General features: G+C 69.9%; 19 protein-coding genes. 8 read left to right on the forward strand and 11 right to left on the reverse strand.

Features of this window, described 5'->3' with window-relative positions:
* Positions 1–52 precede the first annotated feature (52 nt).
* Positions 53–1,750, reverse strand: coding sequence for an FAD-binding oxidoreductase (locus FCN22_RS05455; RefSeq protein ID WP_137120542.1), 1,698 nt, complete (start codon positions 1,748–1,750; stop codon positions 53–55).
* Between the two features lie 84 nt (positions 1,751–1,834).
* A complete protein-coding gene (locus FCN22_RS05460) occupies positions 1,835–2,839 on the reverse strand; it encodes a 4-hydroxy-3-methylbut-2-enyl diphosphate reductase (RefSeq protein WP_137120543.1) in 1,005 nt (334 codons plus the stop codon).
* Positions 2,840–2,938: 99 nt separating this feature from the next.
* Here FCN22_RS05460 and xseA point away from each other — a divergent pair, with 99 nt between their 5' ends.
* Both xseA and FCN22_RS05470 read left to right on the forward strand, forming a co-directional pair.
* Positions 2,939–4,183 (forward strand): exodeoxyribonuclease VII large subunit, encoded by a 1,245-nt coding sequence (gene xseA / locus FCN22_RS05465; protein WP_137120544.1) that lies wholly within the window; start codon positions 2,939–2,941, stop codon positions 4,181–4,183.
* A gap of 10 nt (positions 4,184–4,193) precedes the next feature.
* Positions 4,194–4,466 (forward strand): exodeoxyribonuclease VII small subunit, encoded by a 273-nt coding sequence (locus FCN22_RS05470; protein WP_137120545.1) that lies wholly within the window; start codon positions 4,194–4,196, stop codon positions 4,464–4,466.
* 71 nt (positions 4,467–4,537) lie between these two features.
* Here the strand turns inward: FCN22_RS05470 and FCN22_RS05475 are convergent, their stop codons facing one another.
* Positions 4,538–5,140, reverse strand: a complete 603-nt coding sequence (locus FCN22_RS05475) for a DUF4245 domain-containing protein (protein ID WP_137120546.1) — start codon at positions 5,138–5,140, stop codon at positions 4,538–4,540.
* A 131-nt stretch (positions 5,141–5,271) separates the two neighbouring features.
* Here FCN22_RS05475 and glpX point away from each other — a divergent pair, with 131 nt between their 5' ends.
* Positions 5,272–6,309, forward strand: a complete 1,038-nt coding sequence (gene glpX / locus FCN22_RS05480) for a class II fructose-bisphosphatase (protein ID WP_137120547.1) — start codon at positions 5,272–5,274, stop codon at positions 6,307–6,309.
* A 6-nt stretch (positions 6,310–6,315) separates the two neighbouring features.
* Positions 6,316–7,230 (forward strand): PfkB family carbohydrate kinase, encoded by a 915-nt coding sequence (locus FCN22_RS05485; protein WP_137120548.1) that lies wholly within the window; start codon positions 6,316–6,318, stop codon positions 7,228–7,230.
* A gap of 3 nt (positions 7,231–7,233) precedes the next feature.
* Here FCN22_RS05485 and FCN22_RS05490 read toward each other — a convergent pair whose 3' ends face one another.
* The 4 genes from FCN22_RS05490 to FCN22_RS05505 are packed head-to-tail and all read right to left on the reverse strand — an operon-like array spanning position 7,234 to position 11,689.
* Positions 7,234–8,517, reverse strand: coding sequence for an ABC transporter ATP-binding protein (locus FCN22_RS05490; protein ID WP_137120549.1), 1,284 nt, complete (start codon positions 8,515–8,517; stop codon positions 7,234–7,236).
* Positions 8,518–8,553: 36 nt separating this feature from the next.
* Positions 8,554–9,414, reverse strand: coding sequence for a carbohydrate ABC transporter permease (locus tag FCN22_RS05495; protein ID WP_137120550.1), 861 nt, complete (start codon positions 9,412–9,414; stop codon positions 8,554–8,556).
* Positions 9,415–9,416: 2 nt separating this feature from the next.
* The gene (locus FCN22_RS05500) at positions 9,417–10,373 is read right to left on the reverse strand and encodes a carbohydrate ABC transporter permease (RefSeq protein ID WP_137120551.1); all 957 of its coding nucleotides are present in this window, start codon (positions 10,371–10,373) and stop codon (positions 9,417–9,419) included.
* Positions 10,370–11,689: an extracellular solute-binding protein gene (locus tag FCN22_RS05505; protein WP_137120552.1), complete on the reverse strand. Its 1,320-nt coding sequence runs from the start codon at positions 11,687–11,689 to the stop codon at positions 10,370–10,372. The genes FCN22_RS05500 and FCN22_RS05505 overlap by 4 nt, the downstream gene beginning before the upstream one ends.
* Positions 11,690–11,843: 154 nt before the next feature.
* Between FCN22_RS05505 and FCN22_RS05510 the strand changes: the two genes are divergently transcribed.
* Together FCN22_RS05510 and FCN22_RS05515 are read left to right on the forward strand one after the other, a co-directional pair.
* Positions 11,844–13,562 (forward strand): fumarate hydratase, encoded by a 1,719-nt coding sequence (locus tag FCN22_RS05510; RefSeq protein WP_137120553.1) that lies wholly within the window; start codon positions 11,844–11,846, stop codon positions 13,560–13,562.
* Positions 13,559–14,074, forward strand: a complete 516-nt coding sequence (locus tag FCN22_RS05515) for a beta-class carbonic anhydrase (protein ID WP_238384544.1) — start codon at positions 13,559–13,561, stop codon at positions 14,072–14,074. Before FCN22_RS05510 ends, FCN22_RS05515 begins: the two co-directional genes overlap by 4 nt.
* Positions 14,075–14,147: 73 nt before the next feature.
* Here the strand turns inward: FCN22_RS05515 and glmM are convergent, their stop codons facing one another.
* The 3 genes from glmM to rplM form a co-directional block, all read right to left on the reverse strand.
* The gene (gene glmM, locus FCN22_RS05520; protein ID WP_137120554.1) at positions 14,148–15,494 is read right to left on the reverse strand and encodes a phosphoglucosamine mutase; all 1,347 of its coding nucleotides are present in this window, start codon (positions 15,492–15,494) and stop codon (positions 14,148–14,150) included.
* 310 nt (positions 15,495–15,804) lie between these two features.
* The gene (gene rpsI, locus FCN22_RS05525) at positions 15,805–16,305 is read right to left on the reverse strand and encodes a 30S ribosomal protein S9 (RefSeq protein ID WP_137120555.1); all 501 of its coding nucleotides are present in this window, start codon (positions 16,303–16,305) and stop codon (positions 15,805–15,807) included.
* 57 nt (positions 16,306–16,362) lie between these two features.
* Positions 16,363–16,809, reverse strand: coding sequence for a 50S ribosomal protein L13 (gene rplM / locus FCN22_RS05530; RefSeq protein WP_137120556.1), 447 nt, complete (start codon positions 16,807–16,809; stop codon positions 16,363–16,365).
* 242 nt (positions 16,810–17,051) lie between these two features.
* Between rplM and FCN22_RS05535 the strand changes: the two genes are divergently transcribed.
* Entirely contained in the window at positions 17,052–17,702 is a 651-nt protein-coding gene (locus FCN22_RS05535; RefSeq protein WP_137120557.1) for a winged helix-turn-helix domain-containing protein, read from the forward strand.
* Between the two features lie 94 nt (positions 17,703–17,796).
* Complete coding sequence (locus tag FCN22_RS05540; protein ID WP_137120558.1) at positions 17,797–18,033, forward strand: hypothetical protein; 237 nt, start codon at positions 17,797–17,799, stop codon at positions 18,031–18,033.
* A 21-nt stretch (positions 18,034–18,054) separates the two neighbouring features.
* Here the strand turns inward: FCN22_RS05540 and FCN22_RS05545 are convergent, their stop codons facing one another.
* The gene (locus FCN22_RS05545; RefSeq protein WP_137120724.1) at positions 18,055–19,785 is read right to left on the reverse strand and encodes an ABC-F family ATP-binding cassette domain-containing protein; all 1,731 of its coding nucleotides are present in this window, start codon (positions 19,783–19,785) and stop codon (positions 18,055–18,057) included.
* Positions 19,786–19,832: the final 47 nt, after the last annotated feature.

Raw genomic sequence — 19,832 nt, forward strand, 5'->3', positions numbered from 1 at the left:
CAGCTGTGGCCCGGGCCGGCCCGCACCGGACGCGGCGTCGCGGTGGAGGGCCTCAGGGGCGGACGGCTTGGGGAAACGTGAAGTGCTCGCGCGGGTCCACACGCCGCTTGACCTCGCGCAGACGCCGGTAGTTCCTGCCCCAGTAGGCCTGGCCGTAGTCGCGGATCGCCGCGTCCTGGTAGTTCACGTAGGCCGCCTCACCGCACCACGGCTTGAGGGCGGCACGGAAGCCCCGGACGTAGTCGTCCATGGGCCGTGGGTCCTTCAGGGCATGCCGCTCGCTCCATGTCGCGGTGTACTGCAGACTGGCGATCGCACCCCGGTGCCCGTATGCCGTGCCGGTCGCCGACACGTCGTCGACGGCACCGCCGAGGCTGTCGAAGGCCACGGCGGTGGCGCCGGCCGCGGTCACTCCCAACCCCGCGTCGATCCGGTCGAGCACCGTCGCGATCCCCTTGCTGTCCAACGGTTTCGGTAACATCGAGGAGGTGGCCGACATCGGCTCCCGGCCGAGCGAGCCCTGCGGCGCCAGGTGGCACGGCGCGTAGGCGTCGCAGCCCGCCTCGAGCAGCATCGCGGACTCGTAGGAGTGCGGCGTGGCCGACCGATAGCCCGGTTGCGTGCCGCAGCGGCGCACGAAGGTGTCGAGCAGCGTGCCCAGCGTGCTGGACGGGCCGATCCAGGTGCCCGCCACCGAGATCGAACGACTCCCCGAAGAGGGCACTGCCGCCAGGTGGCAGGTGCCCCAGAGCCTCCGGTCCGCCCGTGGCGCCCAGCGCTGCCACGCGTCCAGCACGTCCGCGGCCGCGGCATACGGGAAGGTGAGGTAGAAGGTCTGCACCCGCGGTGCCGGGCGCAGCGCGAGGTCGAACGAGGTGACCGCGCCGAACGAGCCGCCGCCACCACCGCGCAGGGCCCAGAGCAGGTCCGGCTGGTGGTCGCGGTCGACGCGGTGCGACCTGGCGTCGGCGAGCACGACCGACGCTCCGTCGAGGGAGTCGCAGGTCAGGCCCCACGCCCGCGAGAGCACGCCGATGCCGCCGCCGAGGGTCAGTCCCGCGACCCCGACCGACGGGCACGAGCCGGCCGCGACGCCGAACCCCTGCGCGGCGAGCGCGTGGTAGACGTCGATCAACCGGGCGCCGGCGCCGATCCGGGCGGTGCGCGCTCCCCGGTCCACCGTCACCTGGTCCAACGCCGAGACGTCGATGACCAGATCGGTGGAGGTCGACCAGCCCGTGTAGGAGTGCCCGCCGGAACGCACCGAGAAGGGCGTCCCGGACGCGATGGCCCACTCCACGGCCGTGCGGACGTCCTGCGCGCCCGCGCAGCGGGCGACAGCGGCGGGTGAGCGGTCGTCATACCGGGGGTTGTAGCCGTGTGCCACCGAACCGAACCCGGGCGTCCGGGGCCGGTAGAGCTTGCCCTCGAGCCGACCTGCGAGGCCGGCCCAGCCGCCGGGGCGGGAGCTTGCGGAGGGCCCGGTGGTGGCAGCACTCGAAGTCGCCGTGGCAGGAGGAACACTCGAGGTCGCACCGTTGGTGGAGGGAGTCGCCGTCGTCGAGGTGGGCGAGGCCGGACTCGTGCTGCCCCCCGCCGTGCTGGCGCCGCGCCCGGCGGCACCACTGGTCGGCGGAGAGGATGAGCTGCCCGGGCTGCTCTGGCACGCGGAGGCGAGGCCGAGCGCGGCTCCCCCGGCGGCCAGACCAACGGCCCGCAGCACCGTCCTGCGAGACAGCTCGGATGCCATGGTGGTGCTCCTCACCGGGTCGTCGGGTTCCTCCGGTGAGACGTCTCGGCCGCTGGCCCGGTTGGGTGCTTCAGGACCCGGGTGTCAGTGCAACGAACCGGCGTCGTGCCGGACCGTGACCGCGTCCTGGCCGCCCCGGGCCTTGAGGTCTCGACGCAGCTCCTTGGGCAGCGCGAAGAGCAGGCTCTCCTCCGCGGCGACGACCGGAGTGACGTCGCTGTAGCCCCGGTCGGCGAGGTAGGCCAGCACCTCACGGACGAGGATCTCGGGCACGCTGGCGCCGCTGGTGACCCCGACCGTCGAGACACCGTCGAGCCATGCCTCGTCGATCTCGTCGGCGTAGTCGACGAGATGGCCGGCCCCTGCGCCGTGCTCGAGCGCCACCTCGACCAGCCGCACCGAGTTGGACGAGTTGCGTGAGCCGACCACGATCATCAGGTCGGTGTCGGGCGCCATCTGCTTGACTGCGAGCTGACGGTTCTGGGTCGCGTAGCAGATGTCGTCCGAGGGCGGGTCCTGCAGCGCCGGGAAGCGCTCGCGCAGGCGGCGCACCGTCTCCATCGTCTCGTCGACCGACAGCGTGGTCTGCGAGAGCCAGACGACCTTGTCCGGGTTGCGCACCTCGACCCGGTCGGCCTCCTCCGGGCTCTGCACGAGGGTGATGTGGTCAGGCGCCTCGCCGGAGGTGCCGACGACCTCCTCGTGGCCCTCGTGGCCGATCAGCAGGATGTCGTAGTCGTCATCGGCGAAGCGGACCGCCTCGCGGTGCACCTTGGTCACCAGTGGGCAGGTCGCGTCGATGGTCTTGAGCGACAGGGCCTTGGCCTCGTCGTGCACGACCGGTGCGATCCCGTGGGCGGAGAAGACCACCGTGGCGCCCTCGGGCACCTCGTCGGTCTCGTCCACGAAGACGGCACCCCGCTTGCGCAGGGTGGTGACCACGTGCTTGTTGTGCACGATCTCCTTGCGGACGTAGACCGGTGGTCCGTAGAGATCGAGGGCCTTCTCGACCGTCACCACGGCTCGGTCGACGCCGGCGCAGTACCCGCGCGGGGCGGCCAGCAGGACACGTTTCGAGGCGGTAGTCACGGCTCCATCGTAGGTGGCCGCGCCACGGAAGCCGATTCGTGGGCAGGAGGGCGGCCACGCCACCCTGCCGCGTCGGAGGGCCCCACTAGGGTGACCAGCGTGAGCAGCCCCGCGCCTCTGCCGGAGAAGGCGGCCGACACCACCGCCGAGCGGCCGTGGCCGGTGCGCACCCTGAGCATGAAGATCGCCGACTACGTCGACCGCATGTCGCCGTTGTGGGTCGAGGGTCAGGTGGTCCAGCTCAACCGCCGACCGGGACAGCAGATGTGCTACCTGACGCTGCGCGACACCGACGTCGACATGTCGCTGTCCATCACCGTGCGAGCCAACACGCTGGACGCAATGGCCGGCCACGTGGGCGAGGGTGCCCGAGTCGTGGTGCACGCCAAGCCGACGTTCTGGACCAAGCGCGGCACGCTCAACCTCGACGCACGCCAGGTTCGTCAGGTGGGGGTCGGTGAGCTGCTGGCCCGGCTGGAGCACCTCAAGCGGCTGCTGCACGCGGAGGGGCTGTTCGACGAGGACCGCAAACGACCGCTGCCCTTCCTCCCTCGCCGGGTGGGTCTGGTCTGCGGCCGGGCGAGCGCGGCGGAGAAGGACGTCGTCGAGAACGCCCGACGCCGATGGCCCCGCGTCGAGTTCGTCATCCAGCAGGTCTCGGTGCAAGGACCCAACACGGTCACCGAGGTCGGCGCCGCCCTGCGCGAGCTCGACCTCGACCCCACCGTCGACGTCATCGTGATCACCCGCGGGGGTGGTGCCTTCGAGGACCTGCTGCCGTTCAGCAACGAGGCGCTCGTGCGAGCCGTGGCCGCGGCCCGCACCCCTGTCGTGAGCGCGATCGGACACGACGTCGACACCCCACTGCTCGACCTCGTGGCAGACGTGCGCGCCTCCACCCCCACCGACGCGGCCAAGCGGATCGTCCCTGACGTCGGCGAGCAGCTGGCCGGCGTGGCGGCCACCCGCGAGCGGGGCCGTCGCGCCCTGCAGACACGGGTCGGCCACGAGCGGCACCAGCTGGCGGCCCTGCGGAGCAGACCGGTGATGGCCGAACCCGCCACCATGATCGCCACGCGTCGTGACGAGCTCGACCGGCTCACCGCGCGGGCCACCTCCCGCGTCCGTGCCGCCGTGGACCGCGCCGCCGACCAGGTCGGCCACCTGAGGGCCCAGGTGCGTGCGCTTTCCCCGTTGTCCACCCTCGAGCGCGGCTACGCGGTCGTCCAGCACGCAGACGGCCGGGTCGTCTCCGACCGCGCCGAGGTCGAGGTGGATGAGCTGCTGCGCGTGCGGGTGGCCCGAGGAGACTTCGCGGTGCGTCCTGTCGCCGGCCCCCTCTAGGCTGTCTGCCATGTCAGCAGGCAAGGACGCGACCGACGGGCACGAGCCGGCACCGGCCCCCGCCCCCACCCCCGAGCTGGAGGACATCAAGGACCTCGGCTACGAGCAGGCCCGCGACGAGCTGATCACGATCGTGGCTCGCCTCGAGGGCGGCCAGCTGGGGCTCGAGGAGAGCATGGCCCTGTGGCAACGCGGTGAGGCGTTGGCCGAGCACTGCAGCACCTGGCTGGACGCCGCCGCGGCCAAGCTGGAGGACCAGACGGCGGTCCAGCGGGCCGACTGAGTCAGCGCAGGGGCGAGGTCGGTGGGCCGACCCGCCCCGTCCCTCCCCTGGGAGGGGTGGCTGCCGACCGGTCAGCCCCGGCCGGCGCGCACCGGCTGGAGCCGGCCGGCGAAGGTGGCCAGGTCGTCATACGACGACGTGCCCCACACCACGGTGGTGAGCGGCCGTCCCCGACCCGCCCGGAGCACGAGGGCGTGGCTCTTTCCGTCCGGCGAGCGCATCGTGCGCCAGGTCCGCCCGTCGACGTCCCTGGTGCCGCTGGCGGCGGCGTCCTTGGTGTTGGCTGCCACCCACCGGTCGGTGGCGTTCCGGGTCTGGTCGATCGACACGTACTGCTTGTCCGGGGTCAGGTAGCCCGCGTGCCAGGTCCGGAGCTGCTCGACCGTGGTGAACCTGACGTTGGTCGGCTTCCAACCCTCGGGAAGGCCCTGCGGTGCGGAGATCGGCCAGCCGGTCTCGTCGACCACCTGCGCGGCGACCGGGGCGACGTCGACCGTCGCCGGGTCGGCGCCCTTGCCCCGCGGGACGAGCGCGAAGAGCACCAGGGCCATGAGCACGACCACCACCGTCGAGATGATCATGTTCCGGGCCGTCTCCCCGCCACGACGACGTGTCGGCCCGGGGGGTGCCGGTTCGGCACCGGTGCCGGCGGGACGGTTCTGCGGTGTGCTCACCCCCCTATGGTCGCCGAGGACGGTCGGTGCGACGAACCCGGGCCGCCCACCCGCGTGGTCGTGCGTCCGGAGCGAGGCACCGGCCCGCTAGAGTCATAGCGCCACGTCGTGCCCATCGGGAGGAACTCGAGATGTCGCCGGACTCGCCGCACGCCAGCACGTCCGCCACGGAGGCGCCCGACCGAAACCTGGCGCTCGAGCTGGTGCGGGTCACCGAGGCCGCCGCGATGGCCGGCGGCCGCTGGGTGGGCAGGGGGGACAAGAACGGTGCCGACGGCGCCGCCGTCGCGGCGATGCGATCGCTCATCTCCACCGTGAGCATGAAGGGCGTCGTGGTCATCGGGGAGGGCGAGAAGGACGACGCGCCGATGCTGTTCAACGGTGAGGCGGTCGGTGACGGCACCGGCCCCGACGTGGACGTCGCCGTCGACCCGATCGACGGCACGACGCTGACCGCCAAGGGGCAGAGCAACGCCGTGTCCGTGCTCGCAGTCGCCGAGCGCGGCACGATGTATGACCCGAGCGCCGTCTTCTACATGGACAAGCTGGCCACCGGTCCGGAGGCCGCCGACGTCGTGGACATCCGGCTCCCGGTCGCCGAGAACATCCGGCGGGTCGCCAAGGCCAAGAACGAGCGGCCCGAGGACGTCACGGTGGTCATCCTCGACCGGCCTCGCCACGAGGCCCTCGCCGCCGAGGTCCGCGACGCGGGTGCCCGGCTGCGGTTCATCTCCGACGGCGACGTGGCCGGCGCGATCATGGCCGCACGCCCCGACACCGGTGTCGACCTGCTGCTCGGTGTCGGAGGCACTCCCGAGGGCATCATCGCCGCCTGCGCCATCAAGTGCCTCGGCGGCGTCCTGCAGGGCAAACTGTGGCCCACCGATGACGACGAGCGGGCCAAGGCCCTCGACGCCGGCCTCGACCTCGACGCCGTGCTGTCCACCGACGACCTCGTCCGCGGCGACGACTGCTTCTTCGTCGCGACCGGGATCACCGACGGCGAGTTGCTGCGCGGCGTGCGCTACCGGGCCGGCGGCGCCACCACCCACTCGCTGGTCATGCGGTCCAAGAGCGGCACGATCCGGGTGATCGAGGCGCACCACCAGCTCGCCAAGCTCCGCGGCTACAGCGCCATCAACTTCGACCACGCGCAGCCGCGCGGCTGAGCTCCGATGGCACAACCGACCCTCGTCATCGGTGAGGCGCTCATCGACATCGTGCACCGCACCGGTCGCCCGCCGGTCGAGCACGTCGGCGGCAGCCCTGCCAACGTCGCGATCGGCCTCTCCCGGCTGGGACACCCCGTCGAGCTCGCCACCCACATCGCCACTGACCCGCACGGACGGATGATCGCCGACCTGCTCGCCGCCGAGGGGGTGCCGCTCACACCGGGCAGCGACACCGCGACGCGCACGCCGACGGCGACCGCCCTGCTCGACGACCAGGGCGTGGCCGCCTACGAGTTCGACCTGGAGTGGCAGATGCCGCCCGTGCCGACCGAGGTGACCCACCTGCACACCGGCTCCATCGCCGCGACCCTCGAACCGGGCGCCTCCGCCGTCCTGGCCGCGGTCGAGGACGCGCGCCCGAGGGCCACGATCTCCTTCGACCCCAACCTGCGACCCACCCTGATGGGCAGCGCCCACGACGTGCGCGCCAAGGTCGAGCAGCTCATCGGGCTGTGCGACGTCGTCAAGGCCAGCGAGGAGGACGTCGAGTGGCTGTATGACGGCACACCGGTCGCGGAGATCCTGCGCCTGTGGAGTCGCCTGGGTCCGGGTCTGATCGTCATCACTCGCGGGGGCGAGGGCGCCGTGGTCACCCTGCCCGGCACCTCGGAGGCCACCAGCGTCGACGCGAAGGTGGTCGACGTGGTCGACACCGTGGGCGCCGGCGACTCGTTCATGTCCGGGCTGGTGTCAGGGCTGCTCGACGCCAGTCTGCTCGGTGGCCGGTCGGCGCGCGAGCGCATGCGCGAGAGCAACCTGCCCGACATACGACCAGCGGTCGCACGAGCCGTGGCGGCGTCGGCGGTGACGGTCTCCCGGGCCGGTGCCAATCCGCCGACCCGGGCCGAGCTCCTCTGAGACTCAGCTGGCCTCGGCGTCCTCCGGCACGTCCCCGGTGACCTTGCCCTCGCGCTGACGGGCCCGCTCGAGCGCCCGCTTGCGGTCGGCCTCGCTCTCCTCCACGATCCGGGCCGCCTCCTCCTCGTCCCGGGTGAGGCACTCGCCCGACTCCGGGTCGAAGACGTGCATCAGCGCCGGGTCGAAGAACAGCTCGGCGTCATCGCCCTCCCGGATCCGGGAGCGGGCGTCCAGGTTGACCACCAGCTGGGTGCGCATGCCCTCGCCGTCGAGGTCACGGTCGAGCTCGTCCAGCTTGTTCTTCACCGACGGGTCGGCCTCGAAGGGGATGTAGGCGTACTGCTCATTGCCCAGCCACTCCGTGACGTCCACCGGCGCGGTGAAACGGACGGCTCCCTGCGCCTGGGTGTCACCGAGCGAGGCGTCCTTGAAGGTCTCCGGGCGGATGCCGACGATCACCAGCTCCTTGCCCTTGATCTTCTCGGCCAGCTCGCCCGACACCGGGACGTCCGCGACCGGCGTCTTGAGCGTCGACCCCTCCACCCGGGCCGGCAGGAAGTTCATCGGGGGCGAGCCGATGAACCCCGCGACGAAGAGGTTGACCGGCTGCTCGTAGAGCTCTCGCGGCGGCGCGCACTGCTGCAGGACACCCTTCTTGAGCACGGAGACCCGGTCGCCCAGCGTCATGGCCTCGGTCTGGTCGTGGGTGACGTAGACCGTGGTGATGCCGAGTCGCCGCTGCATCCGCGCGATCTCGGTGCGCATCTGCCCGCGGAGCTTGGCGTCGAGGTTGGACAGCGGCTCGTCGAAGAGGAACGCCTCCGCGTCGCGGACGATGGCCCGGCCCATGGCCACCCGCTGGCGCTGGCCACCGGAGAGATTGCCGGGCTTGCGTTCCAGGTGCTCGTCCAGGTCGAGCATCGCCGATGCGGCGTTGACCTTCTTCTTGATGTCGCTCTCGTCGTGGTGGCCCTTGGCGAGGCGCAGCGGGAACGCGATGTTCTCGAACACCGTCAGGTGCGGGTAGAGCGCATAGTTCTGGAACACCATGGCCAGGTTGCGGTCGCGCGGCGCAAGGTCGTTGACCCGCTTGTCCCCGATCAGCAGGTCACCTGAGGTGATGTCCTCGAGTCCGACGATCATCCGCAGGAGGGTGGACTTCCCGCAGCCGGACGGACCGACCAGGATCATGAACTCGCCGTCGGCGATGTCGAGCGATACGTCGTTGACCGCCGGGAAGCCGTCGCCGTACTTCTTGACGAGGTTCTTGAGCGTGATGTTGGACATTCGATGGCTCCTTAGTGCGTATGCCGGGTGGCCGGCTCAGCCCTTGACGGCACCGGAGGTCAGGCCGGAGACGATGCGCTTCTGGAAGAGCAGGACGAGGATGACGACGGGGATGGTCACGACGACGGCTGCGGCGCAGATCGCGCCGGTGGGTTGGGTGAACTGGCTCGCGCCCGTGAAGAAAGCCAGCGCCGCCGGGACCGTCCGGGCGTGCTCGGAGGTGAGGTTCAGCGAGAAGACGAAGTCGTTCCAGGCGGTGAAGAAGGCGATGATCGCCGTGGTGAACACACCGGGTGCCGCGAGCGGCACGATCACCTTGCGGAATGCCTGCCACGACGTGGCGCCGTCGACCTGGGCCGCCTGCTCCATCTCCCACGGGATCTGCTGGAAGAACGCTGCGAGGATCCAGATGGACAACGGCACCGTCAGGGCAAGGTAGGGGATGATCAGCCCGGGAATGGTGTCGAACAGTCCGACCGATCGCCAGAGGTTGAAGATCGGGGTGACCATCGCGATGACCGGGAAGAAGGACACGCCGAGCGCGGTGGTCAGGATGAGCTTCTTGCCCGGGAAGGTCAGCCGTGCGATCGCGTAGGCGCAGAACGTGGCCAGCACGACGCTGATGACCGTCGCCGAGAGGCAGACCACGATCGAGTGCCACAGGGCCGGGAGGAACAGGTCCTTGGCGCCGCCGGTGAAGATCAGCTTGTAGTTGTCCCAGCTGATGTCCTTGGGCCAGAAGTTGCCCAGGACGTTCTGGCTGGAGTCGGCCAGCGCGGCGTCGGACTTCAGCGACGTGGCCAGGATCCAGAGCAGGGGGATCACGGTCCAGATGATGATCGGGACCGAGGCGGCAGCCAGCCAGTTGCGGACCTTGTTGCTGACGTTGGTCTCCATGGCTACTTGTTACCTCCCGTCAGGTCGACCTTGAATCCTCTGACGAAGATCGCCGCCACGATGAGCACGATGATGAACAGGATCACGGACAGGGCTGACCCCATGCCGATCTCGACCCGCGTGATCGTCTCGTTGGACACCAGCATCGACAGGCTCATCGTCTCGTTGGCACCTCCGGTCATGACGTAGGGGTTGTCGTAGATCCGAATGGCGTCAAGGGTGCGGAAGAGGACTGCCACCATCAGGGCCGCCTTCATGTTGGGCAGCACCACCTTGTAGAGCCGCTGCCACCAGGTCGCGCCGTCGACCTGTGCTGCCTCCTCCATGGAACTGTCCACCTGGGCCAGACCGGCGAGGAGCAGCAACGACATGAACGGTGTGGTTTTCCAGATCTCCGACATGCTGATGATGAACAGTGAGCTCCAGCGTCCACCGAACCAGTTGTAGTCCAGGGGGAACCCGCCGACGGTGATCCAGTTGAGCCAGTGGTTGAAGAACCCGGTGTCGATCTCCGCGGCGTAGCGCCAGGAGAACGCCGAGACGACGGTGATGATCGCGTAGGGAATCAGCACGATCGTGCGCAGGGTCTTGCGCGGGACCACGATCTTGTTCATCACCAGGGCGATGGCGAAGCCGAAGATCAGCTCGAAGATCAGGGTGAAGATGACGATCGCGAACGTCGTGACGAACGTCTGCCAGAACAACGGGTCGGACAGGGCCGTCACGTAGTTCTGGAACCAGACGAACTTGCGGCCCGCCGGGTCGGTCAGACGGTAGTTGAACAGCGACAACCAGATGGCGTCCCCGATCGGCCACAGTGTCACGAAGAGCATGACGAAGAACGCCGGCCCGGCCAGCCTCCAGCCGAGAGCCCGCTCCGAACGTGCCCGGTCGGACAGCACCGCCTTGGGCTTCTTCCGGGCCGGGGTCTCCTTCGCGTTCTCGACCACCGAGGTCATAGCAGGGCCTTTCCGTTCAGCACGTCGAGGATGAACTTCTGCGCTGCGGCGGGGGTGTTCGGCCCGACGGCGTCGGGTGGGCTGAACCTCTGTTGCAGTGCGGTCGACATGTCACCCCAGTACGGGGAGAGCGGCCGCGTCGCCGCCTTGTCCAGGGAGTCGCGGATCAGCGCGGCCAGCCCGCCGGGGAAGGCCTTGGTCACCTTGGGGTCGCTGAACGCCTGCTTGCGGCTGGCCGGGTTGCCGGTCGAGACCATGTAGAGGACCTGGTGCTCCTCGTTGGTGATGCACGAGGCGGCGTCGTAGGCGAGATCGGGGTGGTTGCTGTCCTTGCCGACCGCGATCTCGATGCCGCCGAAGGGCGGCGTGGAAGGCTTGCCGTCCACCGTGCGCGGATACATCGTCCAGCCCACGTCGTCCAGCCACGGCACCTTGGCCGACTTCAGCGCGGCATACACGTAGGGCCAGTTGACCAGGAAGCCGCTGGTCTTCTTGCCCTGGAAGAGGTTGAGCGACTGGGTCTCCTGCGAGGAGCCCACCGCCGGACCGCCGGTGCCCGTCTTGGCGACCTTGGCGATGACGGCGGCCGCCGCCTTGCCCGCCGGGCTGTCCAGCCCGAGCTGGATGCTCTCGTAGGTCGCGTTCGGGTTCTTGACGATGTGGCCGCCGGCGCCCTCGATGAGCGCGTTGATCCACACCGAGTAGCCCTCGTAGAGGGCGGCCTGCACACCGATGTCGGTCTTGCTCTTCTGCGCCGCGGCGATCAGCTGGTCCCAGGTGACCGGCTTCGTCATGTCGAGGCCGGCCTGCTTGGCCACGCTCTTGCGATACCAGAGCACCTGCGTGTTGGCCCAGAAGGGAACCGAGATCAGCTTGCCCTTGTACTTGGACGCGTCGATCGAGGACTGCACCCGGTCCTGCGTGAACTGCTTGACCATCTTCTGCGGCACCGGGGCGTAGTAGCCGGCCGCCGCGAACTCGGTGTTGAACGCCGGGTCGACACTCATCAGGTCCATGTTGGAGTCGCCGGCGGCCAGGCGTCGGAGCAGCTGGGTCCGCTGGTCGCTGGCGCTGTTGGGCAGCTGCTGGAAGTTGATCCGGTAACGCCCCTGCGCGGCCTTGGTGCACTCGAGGGCGATCTGTGCCTGACCGCCCTTGGTCGGGTCGGATCCGCCGCCGTCCGGGTTGATGTACCAGGTCAGGGTGGGCGTGCCGGCCGCGCTGCTGGAACCACCGCACGCGGCGAGTGCACCCGATGCGACCAGCGCCAGCACCGCTGCGCCCGCCACAGACCTCGGGCTCTTGCGTCGTTGCACGGAGACTCCTCTCGGCGATACAGCGTGGAGTAGGTCTACCACCTCTACGTGACCGACGCCACAGCCTACGCACCTCTAGTCTGGAACCGGTACGGCCTCGTTATCACCCGAAAGCGCGCCGCCGTACGGTCCACGCACGACGAAGGAGCCGCGAGTGCCCGAGTTCACCTACGCAGACCTGCTTCCGACGGGAGCCGACGACACGGCATACCGGCTCGTGACCACCGAGGGTGTCCGCGCCGTGGCGGGCCCCGGGGGCCGGACGTTCCTCGAGGTCGCGCCGGAGGCACTGCGGTTGCTCACCGAGACGGCGATGCACGACATCGCGCACTACCTGCGTCCGGCCCACCTGGCGCAGCTGCGGCGGATCCTGGACGATCCCGAGGCCAGCAACAACGACAAGTTCGTGGCGCTCGACCTGCTCAAGAACGCGAACATCGCGGCCGGCGGGGTGCTGCCGATGTGCCAGGACACCGGCACCGCCATCGTGATGGGCAAGCGCGGCCAGCACGTGCTCACCGACGGCCATGACGTCTCGGACGAAGAGTCAATAGCTCGTGGGGTCTTCGACGCCTACACCCGGCTCAACCTGCGCTACAGCCAGATGGCACCGCTGTCCATGTGGGAGGAGCAGAACACCGGCAGCAACCTGCCCGCCCAGATCGAGCTGTATGCCGACACCTCGCCCGGTCACGAGGCCTCCTACTCGTTCCTGTTCATGGCCAAGGGCGGAGGCTCGGCGAACAAGTCGTTCCTCTATCAGGAGACCAAGGCGATCCTGAACCCGGACGCGATGATGGCGTTCCTGGACGAGAAGCTGCGCTCCCTTGGCACCGCGGCGTGTCCGCCCTACCACCTGGCCATCGTCATCGGTGGCACGTCGGCCGAGTTCGCCCTCAAGACGGCGAAGTACGCGAGCGCCAAGTACCTCGACGGGATGCCCACGGCGGGCTCCCCCATCCCGCAAGGCTTCCGCGACACCGAGCTCGAGGAGCGGGTGCTCGAGCTGACGCGGCAGTTCGGCATCGGGGCGCAGTTCGGCGGCAAGTACTTCTGCCACGACGTGCGAGTCGTGCGGCTGCCGCGGCACGGCGCCTCGCTGCCGGTGGCGATCGCCGTCTCCTGCTCGGCCGACCGCCAGGCCAGGGGCAAGATCACCGCGGACGGCGTCTTCCTCGAACAGCTCGAGACCGACCCGGCCCGGTTCCTGCCGGACGAGACCCACGAGGACCTGGGCGAGCACGCCGACGAGGCGGTGGGGGTCAGCTCGACCGGCAAGAACGCCGTGGTCAGGATCGACCTCACCCGCCCCATGGACGAGGTGCTCGCCGAGCTGTCCCGGCACCCGGTCAAGACCCGGCTGTCCCTGACCGGGCCGCTCGTGGTGGCGCGGGACATCGCGCACGCCAAGATCAAGGAGCGGCTCGACGCGGGGGAGCAGATGCCGCAGTACCTCCGGGACCACCCCGTCTACTACGCCGGGCCCGCCAAGACGCCGGAGGGTATGCCGTCCGGTTCCTTCGGGCCCACCACGGCCGGCCGGATGGACTCCTACGTCGAGCAGTTCCAGGCCGCAGGCGGCTCGAAGGTCATGCTGGCCAAGGGCAACCGTAGCAAGCAGGTCACCGACGCCTGCGCGTCGCACGGGGGGTTCTACCTCGGGTCGATCGGCGGTCCTGCCGCTCGCCTCGCCCAGGACTGCATCAAGCACGTCGAGGTCCTCGAGTACGAAGAGCTCGGCATGGAGGCGGTGTGGAAGATCGACGTGGAGAACTTCCCGGCCTTCATCGTCGTCGACGACAAGGGCAACGACTTCTTCGAGGCGACCGCCAAACCGGTCGCCATGACCATCACCAGGAGGCCAGGACTGTGACCACATCGACCAAGGACAAGGGCCGTTTCGACGACCTGCTCGAGGCCAACCGCAGATATGCCGAGCACTTCGACATGGGCGGGTTCGACGGCATCGCGCGCGCGGGCGTCGCGCTGGTGACGTGCATGGACTCTCGGATCGACCCGCTCGGCCTGCTGGGCCTGAAGGCCGGCGACGCCAAGATCTTCCGCAACCCGGGCGGCAGGGTCACCGAGTCGGCCCTCGAGGCGCTCGTGCTCGCCACTCACCTTCTCAACGTCGACCGCATCCTGGTCGCCCCGCACACTCGCTGCGCCATGTCCTCCGCCACCGAGGAGGAGTTCCGCACCAAGGTCGGTGAGTCGGCCGGGCTCGACGCCCACTGGCAGTTCTTCCACGTCGTCGACGACCAGGAGAAGGCGCTGCGCGAGGACCTGGCGATCGTGCGCTCGCACCCGCTGATCCCCGACACCGTTGCGGTGGGCGGGTTCATCTACGACGTGGACACCGGCCTGCTGCGCCAGATCGACTGACCCCCCGTGAGGGATCATCGTGTGGTTCGGTGCCCTCTTGAGGGCCGAAACCTCACGATGATTCCTCGCGGGGTCAGATGGACAGGTGCAGCCGGACGACGTCGGCGAGCTGCTCGGCCTTGGCCCGCGCGAGCTCGCTCGAGGCGGCCTCGACCATGACCCGGACGACCGGTTCGGTGCCCGACTTGCGCAGCAGCACCCGGCCCGAGTCGGCCAGCTCCTCCTCGACGGCCCGGACCGCGGCCTGCACCTCGGGGTCCTCGTCGACCCGGAACTTGTCGACGTCCTTGACGTTGATCATCACCTGCGGCAGCCGGTGCATGACCGCGGTGAGCTCCTCCAGCGACGACCCGGTCTCGGCCACCCGCGCGGCCAGCATCAGCCCGGTGAGGATGCCGTCGCCGGTCGTGCCGTGGTCGAGGAAGATCACGTGGCCGGACTGCTCACCGCCCAGTGAGAAGGAGCCCTTGCGCATGCCCTCGAGCACGTAGCGGTCCCCCACCGCCGTCTGCTTGACCTGCACGCCCTCGCGCTCCATCGCCTGCAGCAGCCCGAGGTTGCTCATCACCGTCGCCACCAGCGTGTCGTCGGCCAACGTGCCGCGATCGCGCATCGCCAGGGCGAGCACGGCCATGATCTGGTCGCCGTCCACGACGTCGCCCGCCGAGTCCACCGCCAGGCACCGGTCGGCGTCTCCGTCGAACGCCAGCCCCAGATCGGCGCCGTGCACGACCACGGCCTTGCGCAGGTTCTCCAGATGGGTGGAGCCGTAGCCGTCGTTGATGTTGAAGCCGTCCGGCTCCGCGCCGATGACCGAGACCCGCGCCCCGGCCGACTGGAAGGCCTCAGGACCGACCGTGCTGGCCGCCCCGTGTGCCGTGTCGAGCACGACGTGCAGACCGTCCAGACGATGGGGTATGACGCTCAGCAGGTGCTCGACGTAGGCCGCCTGTCCGCCCGCGAGGGGTTGGATGTGGCCGACCGACTCGCCGACCGGCCGTTCCCACGGTTCGCCCATCCGCGCCTCGATCGCGTCCTCGAGCGCGTCGGCCAGCTTGTGGCCGCCGCGGGCGAAGAACTTGATGCCGTTGTCGGGCATCGCGTTGTGGGATGCCGAGAGCATGGCGCCCAGGTCGGCGCCGGTGTGGTCGGTGAGGAAGGCGATGGCCGGGGTGGGCAGGACGCCCGCATCGAGCACGTCGACCCCGGCGGAGGCCAGACCTGCGGTGACGGCCGCCGAGAGGAACTCCCCGGAGATCCGTGGATCCCGGCCCACGACAGCGATGGGGCGGTGACCCGCGAACTCACCCTTCTCGGCCAGCACGTGTGCCGCCGCGACGGACAGGTCGAGCGCGAGCTCGGCGGTCACCTCGCGGTTGGCCAGGCCACGGACGCCGTCCGTGCCGAAGAGTCGAGCCATGAATCAACCTCTCGATCAGTCGGGGGGGTGCGTGCCGGCAGCACGACGTCGGTCCGGGCGGGGCACTCCCTGCACGGTATACCTGCACACGCGCGAAGGCGGCCCCGGACACCCGGGACCGCCTTCGTCGGCGCTCGCAAGCTCGCTCGATCGTCAACGCTGCCGCCTTCTCGCGCTTCCTCAGCGCTCGCAAGCTCGCTCGATCGTCAACGCTGCCGCCTTCTCGCGCTTCCTCAGCGCTCGCAAGCTCGCGATCGTCAACGCTGCCGCCTTCTCGCGCTTCCTCAGCGCTCGCAAGCTCGCTCGATCGTCAGCGCTTGCTGTACTGCGGTGCCTTGCGCGCCTTCTTCAGCCCGGCCTTCTTGCGCTCGATGACCCGCGGGTCGCGCTTGAGGAAGCCGGCCTTCTTCAGCGCCGGGCGGTTGAGCTCCGCGTCGACCTGGTTGAGTGACCGCGCCACGCCGAGGCGCACCGCACCGGCCTGCCCGGACGGGCCACCACCGTGGACGCGCACCAGCACGTCATACGAGCCGTCGAGCTCGAGCACGGTGAGCGGCTCGTTCACGATCTGCTGGTGGACCTTGTTGGGGAAGTAGTCCTCGAGGCTGCGCCCGTTGATCTTCCACTCGCCCGAACCGGGGACGATCCGCACGCGGGCGATGGCCTGCTTGCGGCGGCCGGTGCCGGCGCCGGGGCCGGACGCAGCCGGCTTGCGCTCCTCGACCACGGGGGTCTCGGACTCGCTGGTGTACTCGGTGAGCTCTTGCTCTTCGTTCTCGACGGGGGTGTCCGTCGTAGTGGTGTCAGCCACGGTTCTCCTCGTGTGCGTGTTCTGCTTCGTTTGACGACAGCCTGGGGAGGCCGTGGATTACTGCTGCGGGACCTGGGTGATCTCGAACGGCACCGGCTTCTGCGCCGTGTGCGGGTGGTTCTCGCCCGGGTAGACCTTGAGCTTGGTCAGCATCTGGCGGCCCAGAGAGTTCTTCGGGAGCATGCCGGCAACGGCCTTCTCCACGGCCTTGGCCGGGTTCTTGGCGAGCAGCTCCTGGTAGCTCGTGGCCCTCAGGCCACCCGGGAAGCCGGAGTGGTGGTAGTGCATCTTCTTCTCGAGCTTGGCGCCGGTCAGCGCCACCTTCTCGGCGTTGACGATGATGACGAAGTCACCGGTGTCGACGTGCGGCGCGAAGACCGTCTTGTGCTTGCCGCGCAGCAGGATCGCGGTCTGGCTCGCGAGGCGACCCAGGACGACGTCGGTCGCGTCGATGACGTGCCACGCGCGAGTGACCTCGGCGGGCTTCGGGGTAAACGTACGCACGGTCGTAGCCTTCGTTCGTGTCGGTTCTGGTGGGCCCTTGCGCGACGCCCCCGGTCACTCAGAACTCGGTGGAGGCTGTCCGGGGGCCTTCACCCACCGTTCGCACAACGGATACCTACTTTACCGGCCGTCCCGTGGCGCCTCAAAATCGGCGCGAACCGGCTCTGCTGAGCACGAAACCGGCTCCCGAGGGTGATCCACACCGATTGTGCAGAGGAAGTGTGCACAACTATTGTGCAGGTATGCCGTCCGCTCGCCGCTCCCCGGCCCCGTCGCCTCCCCTCGACCGCGCCGCCCTGCGGGTGCTCGCCCACCCCCTGCGGTCACGGCTGCTGGCTCAGTTGCGGGTGCACGGTCGTGCCACCGCCACGGAGCTGGCCCAGGCGCTCTCGACCAACACCGGCGCGACCAGCTACCACCTGCGCCGCCTCGAGGAGGTCGGCCTGGTCTCCGACTCCGGCACCGGGGCCGGACGGCGGCGGGTCTGGGAGGCCGGGGCCGCGCAGCGTCCTGCGACGATGGCCGGGTCGGACGAGCCCGACGAGTCGCCGGGTGACACCGATGAGGACGAGGCCGCGGCGGCGCAGTGGCTGGCCCGTGACTACGTGGCGCACTTCGGCGAGAAGGCCCAACAGTGGGTGGGCTCCGCCGCCGACTGGCCCGAACCGTGGCGCGAGGCGTGCGGCCTGGACGACCACCTGGTGCTCGTGACCGCCGAGCAGCTCACCGCCTTGCAGGCTGAGCTGCTCGAAGTGCTCGAGCGCTATCGCCGGGTCGGGCAGGGCACGCCGGGCGCAAAAAGGGTGTCGGTCTACACCTGCGCGCTGCCGGTGGACCCGCCGTCCCGCACGACGCCGGGCCGGACCTCCGTGCCGGGCGGCGACCGACGATAACGACTGCATGACGAATGGCTCGCGAGAGGTGGGTTCCGGGAAATCGGGGGTAGGTTCCCGACATCGGTGACCGCAGAAGGGCAGGGGGTCCGGCATGGAACCGGTTGGGCTTGCACCGAAGTCGGTGCGTGAGCTGATCGTGGAGCTGTCGTCCGTCGAGGACGGCCTCCGGCTGGCGCGCCAAGCGCGCTCGGCTCAAGGGCAGGAGTCGGCGCAGGAGCCCGACGTGCCCGCGCTCGTGCACCAGGAGCAGCTCATCGTGCACGAGCTGCGTCGTCGGGCTCGGTCCCGCCGATCGCGGCAACCGGCCCGGGTCTGCCGACAGTTCTAGGGCCCGGCCGCCGGCCGCCGGTCATCGGGCGCGGGCGACCCGGCCCTCATCCCAGACCGGCGCGTCGGCCTCGTAGACCCGTCCGTCCGCGCCGAAGACCAGGTAGCGGTCGAAGCCGCGCGCGAACCAGCGGTCGTGGGTGACCGCGAGCACCGTGCCCTCGAAGGCCTCCAACCCGTCCTCGAGCGCTTCGGCGGAGTGCAGGTCGAGGTTGTCCGTCGGCTCGTCCAGCAGCAGCAGGGTCGCGCCGGACAGCTCGAGCAGCAGGATCTGGAACCGCGCCTGCTGACCGCCCGACAGTGAGTCGAAGGTCTGCTCGGACGCCCGGGCCAGCTCATAGCGGTCCAGCGCCCGGGCCGCCTCGTCCCTCGGTTTCCCGGCCCGGTGCTCGTCGCCGCGGTGCAGGACCTCCAGCAGGGTGCGGCCGGCCAGGGAGGCGTGCTCGTGGGTCTGCGCGAACCAGCCCGGCCGCACCCTCGAACCCAGCCGGGCCACACCCGTGTGGGCGACGGCCGGCGGAGAGACGTCGCCCACCGGCCGGTGCTCGGGACCGGGGTCGCTGCCGCCGCCGGCCAGCAGCCGCAGGAAGTGCGACTTGCCCGAGCCGTTGCTGCCGAGGACCGCCACCCGCTCGCCGTACCAGACCTCGAGGTCGAACGGCTTCATCAGCACGCCGGGCTCGGCGCCGTCGGCTCCGATGCCGTCGGCGAGCGTCCCTCCGCGCAGCTCGAGGCGCTCGCAGATCACGGACCGCTTGGCCGTGCGGCCGCCCCGCAGCCGCATCCGCACGTTCTGCTCCCTGGCGACCACCTCGGGCGGTCCGGCGTCCTCGAACCGCTTCAACCGGGTCTGCGCGGCGTGGTAGCGCGCCGCCATGTCGGAGTTGTAGGCCGCCTTCTGCTTGTACATCAGCACGAGGGCCCTGAGCTTGGCGTGCTCCTCGTCCCACCGCTTGCGCAGCTCCTCCAACCTGGCGTTGCGGTCGATCCGGGCCTGGTGGTAGGTCGCGAAGCGTCCGGCGTGCACCCAGCACGTGCTGCCTGCGGCGCTCGGCTCGAGGGTCGCGATCCGGGTCGCGACGCGGTCGAGCAGCTCGCGGTCGTGGCTGACGAACAGCACCGTCTTGGGCGAGGCGACGATCTGCTCCTCGAGCCAGCGCTTGGTCGGCACGTCGAGGTAGTTGTCCGGCTCGTCGAGCAGCAGCACGTCCTCGGGTCCGCGCAGCAGCGCCTCGAGGACGAGCCGCTTCTGCTCGCCGCCGGAGAGCGTGTTGACCTTGCGCCACTGCGCCTGCTCGAAGGGGACCCCGATGGCCGCCACCGTGCAGACGTCCCAGAGCGTCTCGTGCTCATAGCCCCCGACGTCGCCCCAGTCGGCGAGCGCCTGGGCGTAGGCGAGCTGGGCCGGCTCGTCGTCGACCTCCATGATCGCCAGTTCACTGTCGTCGACCGCCTTGGCCGCCTTGCGGATCGGCTCGGGGGCGACCCCGACCAGCAGGTCCCGCACGGTCGTGTTGTCGCGCACCTGGCCGATGAACTGGCGCATCACGCCGAGTCCCCCACTGCGGGTGACCGCCCCGTCGAAGTGAGTCAGGTCGCCCGCGATGATGCGCAACAGTGTGGTCTTGCCGGTGCCGTTGGGGCCGACCAGCGCCACCTTCGCGCCCTCACCGACGCGCAGGCTCACCTCCCCGAGGAGCGGCCGCCCATCGGGGAGCTGGTAGCTGACGGCATTGACGTCGACGTGTCCCACAAGGGTCAACTGTGACGTATGGGCCGGTGCCGCGTCATACCGATATC

The organism is Segeticoccus rhizosphaerae (assembly GCF_005222685.1).
Taxonomy (GTDB): domain Bacteria; phylum Actinomycetota; class Actinomycetes; order Actinomycetales; family Dermatophilaceae; genus Segeticoccus; species Segeticoccus rhizosphaerae.

Bases quoted from the DNA above. Each gene is read 5' to 3' on its own strand.
- FCN22_RS05455 (WP_137120542.1), bottom strand. From the start codon at position 1,750: ATGGCATCCGAGCTGTCTCGCAGGACGGTGCTGCGGGCCGTTGGTCTG.
- FCN22_RS05470 (WP_137120545.1), top strand. From the start codon at position 4,194: ATGTCAGCAGGCAAGGACGCGACCGACGGGCACGAGCCGGCACCGGCC.
- glpX (WP_137120547.1), top strand. From the start codon at position 5,272: ATGTCGCCGGACTCGCCGCACGCCAGCACGTCCGCCACGGAGGCGCCC.
- FCN22_RS05485 (WP_137120548.1), top strand. From the start codon at position 6,316: ATGGCACAACCGACCCTCGTCATCGGTGAGGCGCTCATCGACATCGTG.
- FCN22_RS05490 (WP_137120549.1), bottom strand. From the start codon at position 8,517: ATGTCCAACATCACGCTCAAGAACCTCGTCAAGAAGTACGGCGACGGC.
- FCN22_RS05495 (WP_137120550.1), bottom strand. From the start codon at position 9,414: ATGGAGACCAACGTCAGCAACAAGGTCCGCAACTGGCTGGCTGCCGCC.
- FCN22_RS05500 (WP_137120551.1), bottom strand. From the start codon at position 10,373: ATGACCTCGGTGGTCGAGAACGCGAAGGAGACCCCGGCCCGGAAGAAG.
- glmM (WP_137120554.1), bottom strand. From the start codon at position 15,494: ATGGCTCGACTCTTCGGCACGGACGGCGTCCGTGGCCTGGCCAACCGC.
- FCN22_RS05535 (WP_137120557.1), top strand. From the start codon at position 17,052: ATGCCGTCCGCTCGCCGCTCCCCGGCCCCGTCGCCTCCCCTCGACCGC.
- FCN22_RS05540 (WP_137120558.1), top strand. From the start codon at position 17,797: ATGGAACCGGTTGGGCTTGCACCGAAGTCGGTGCGTGAGCTGATCGTG.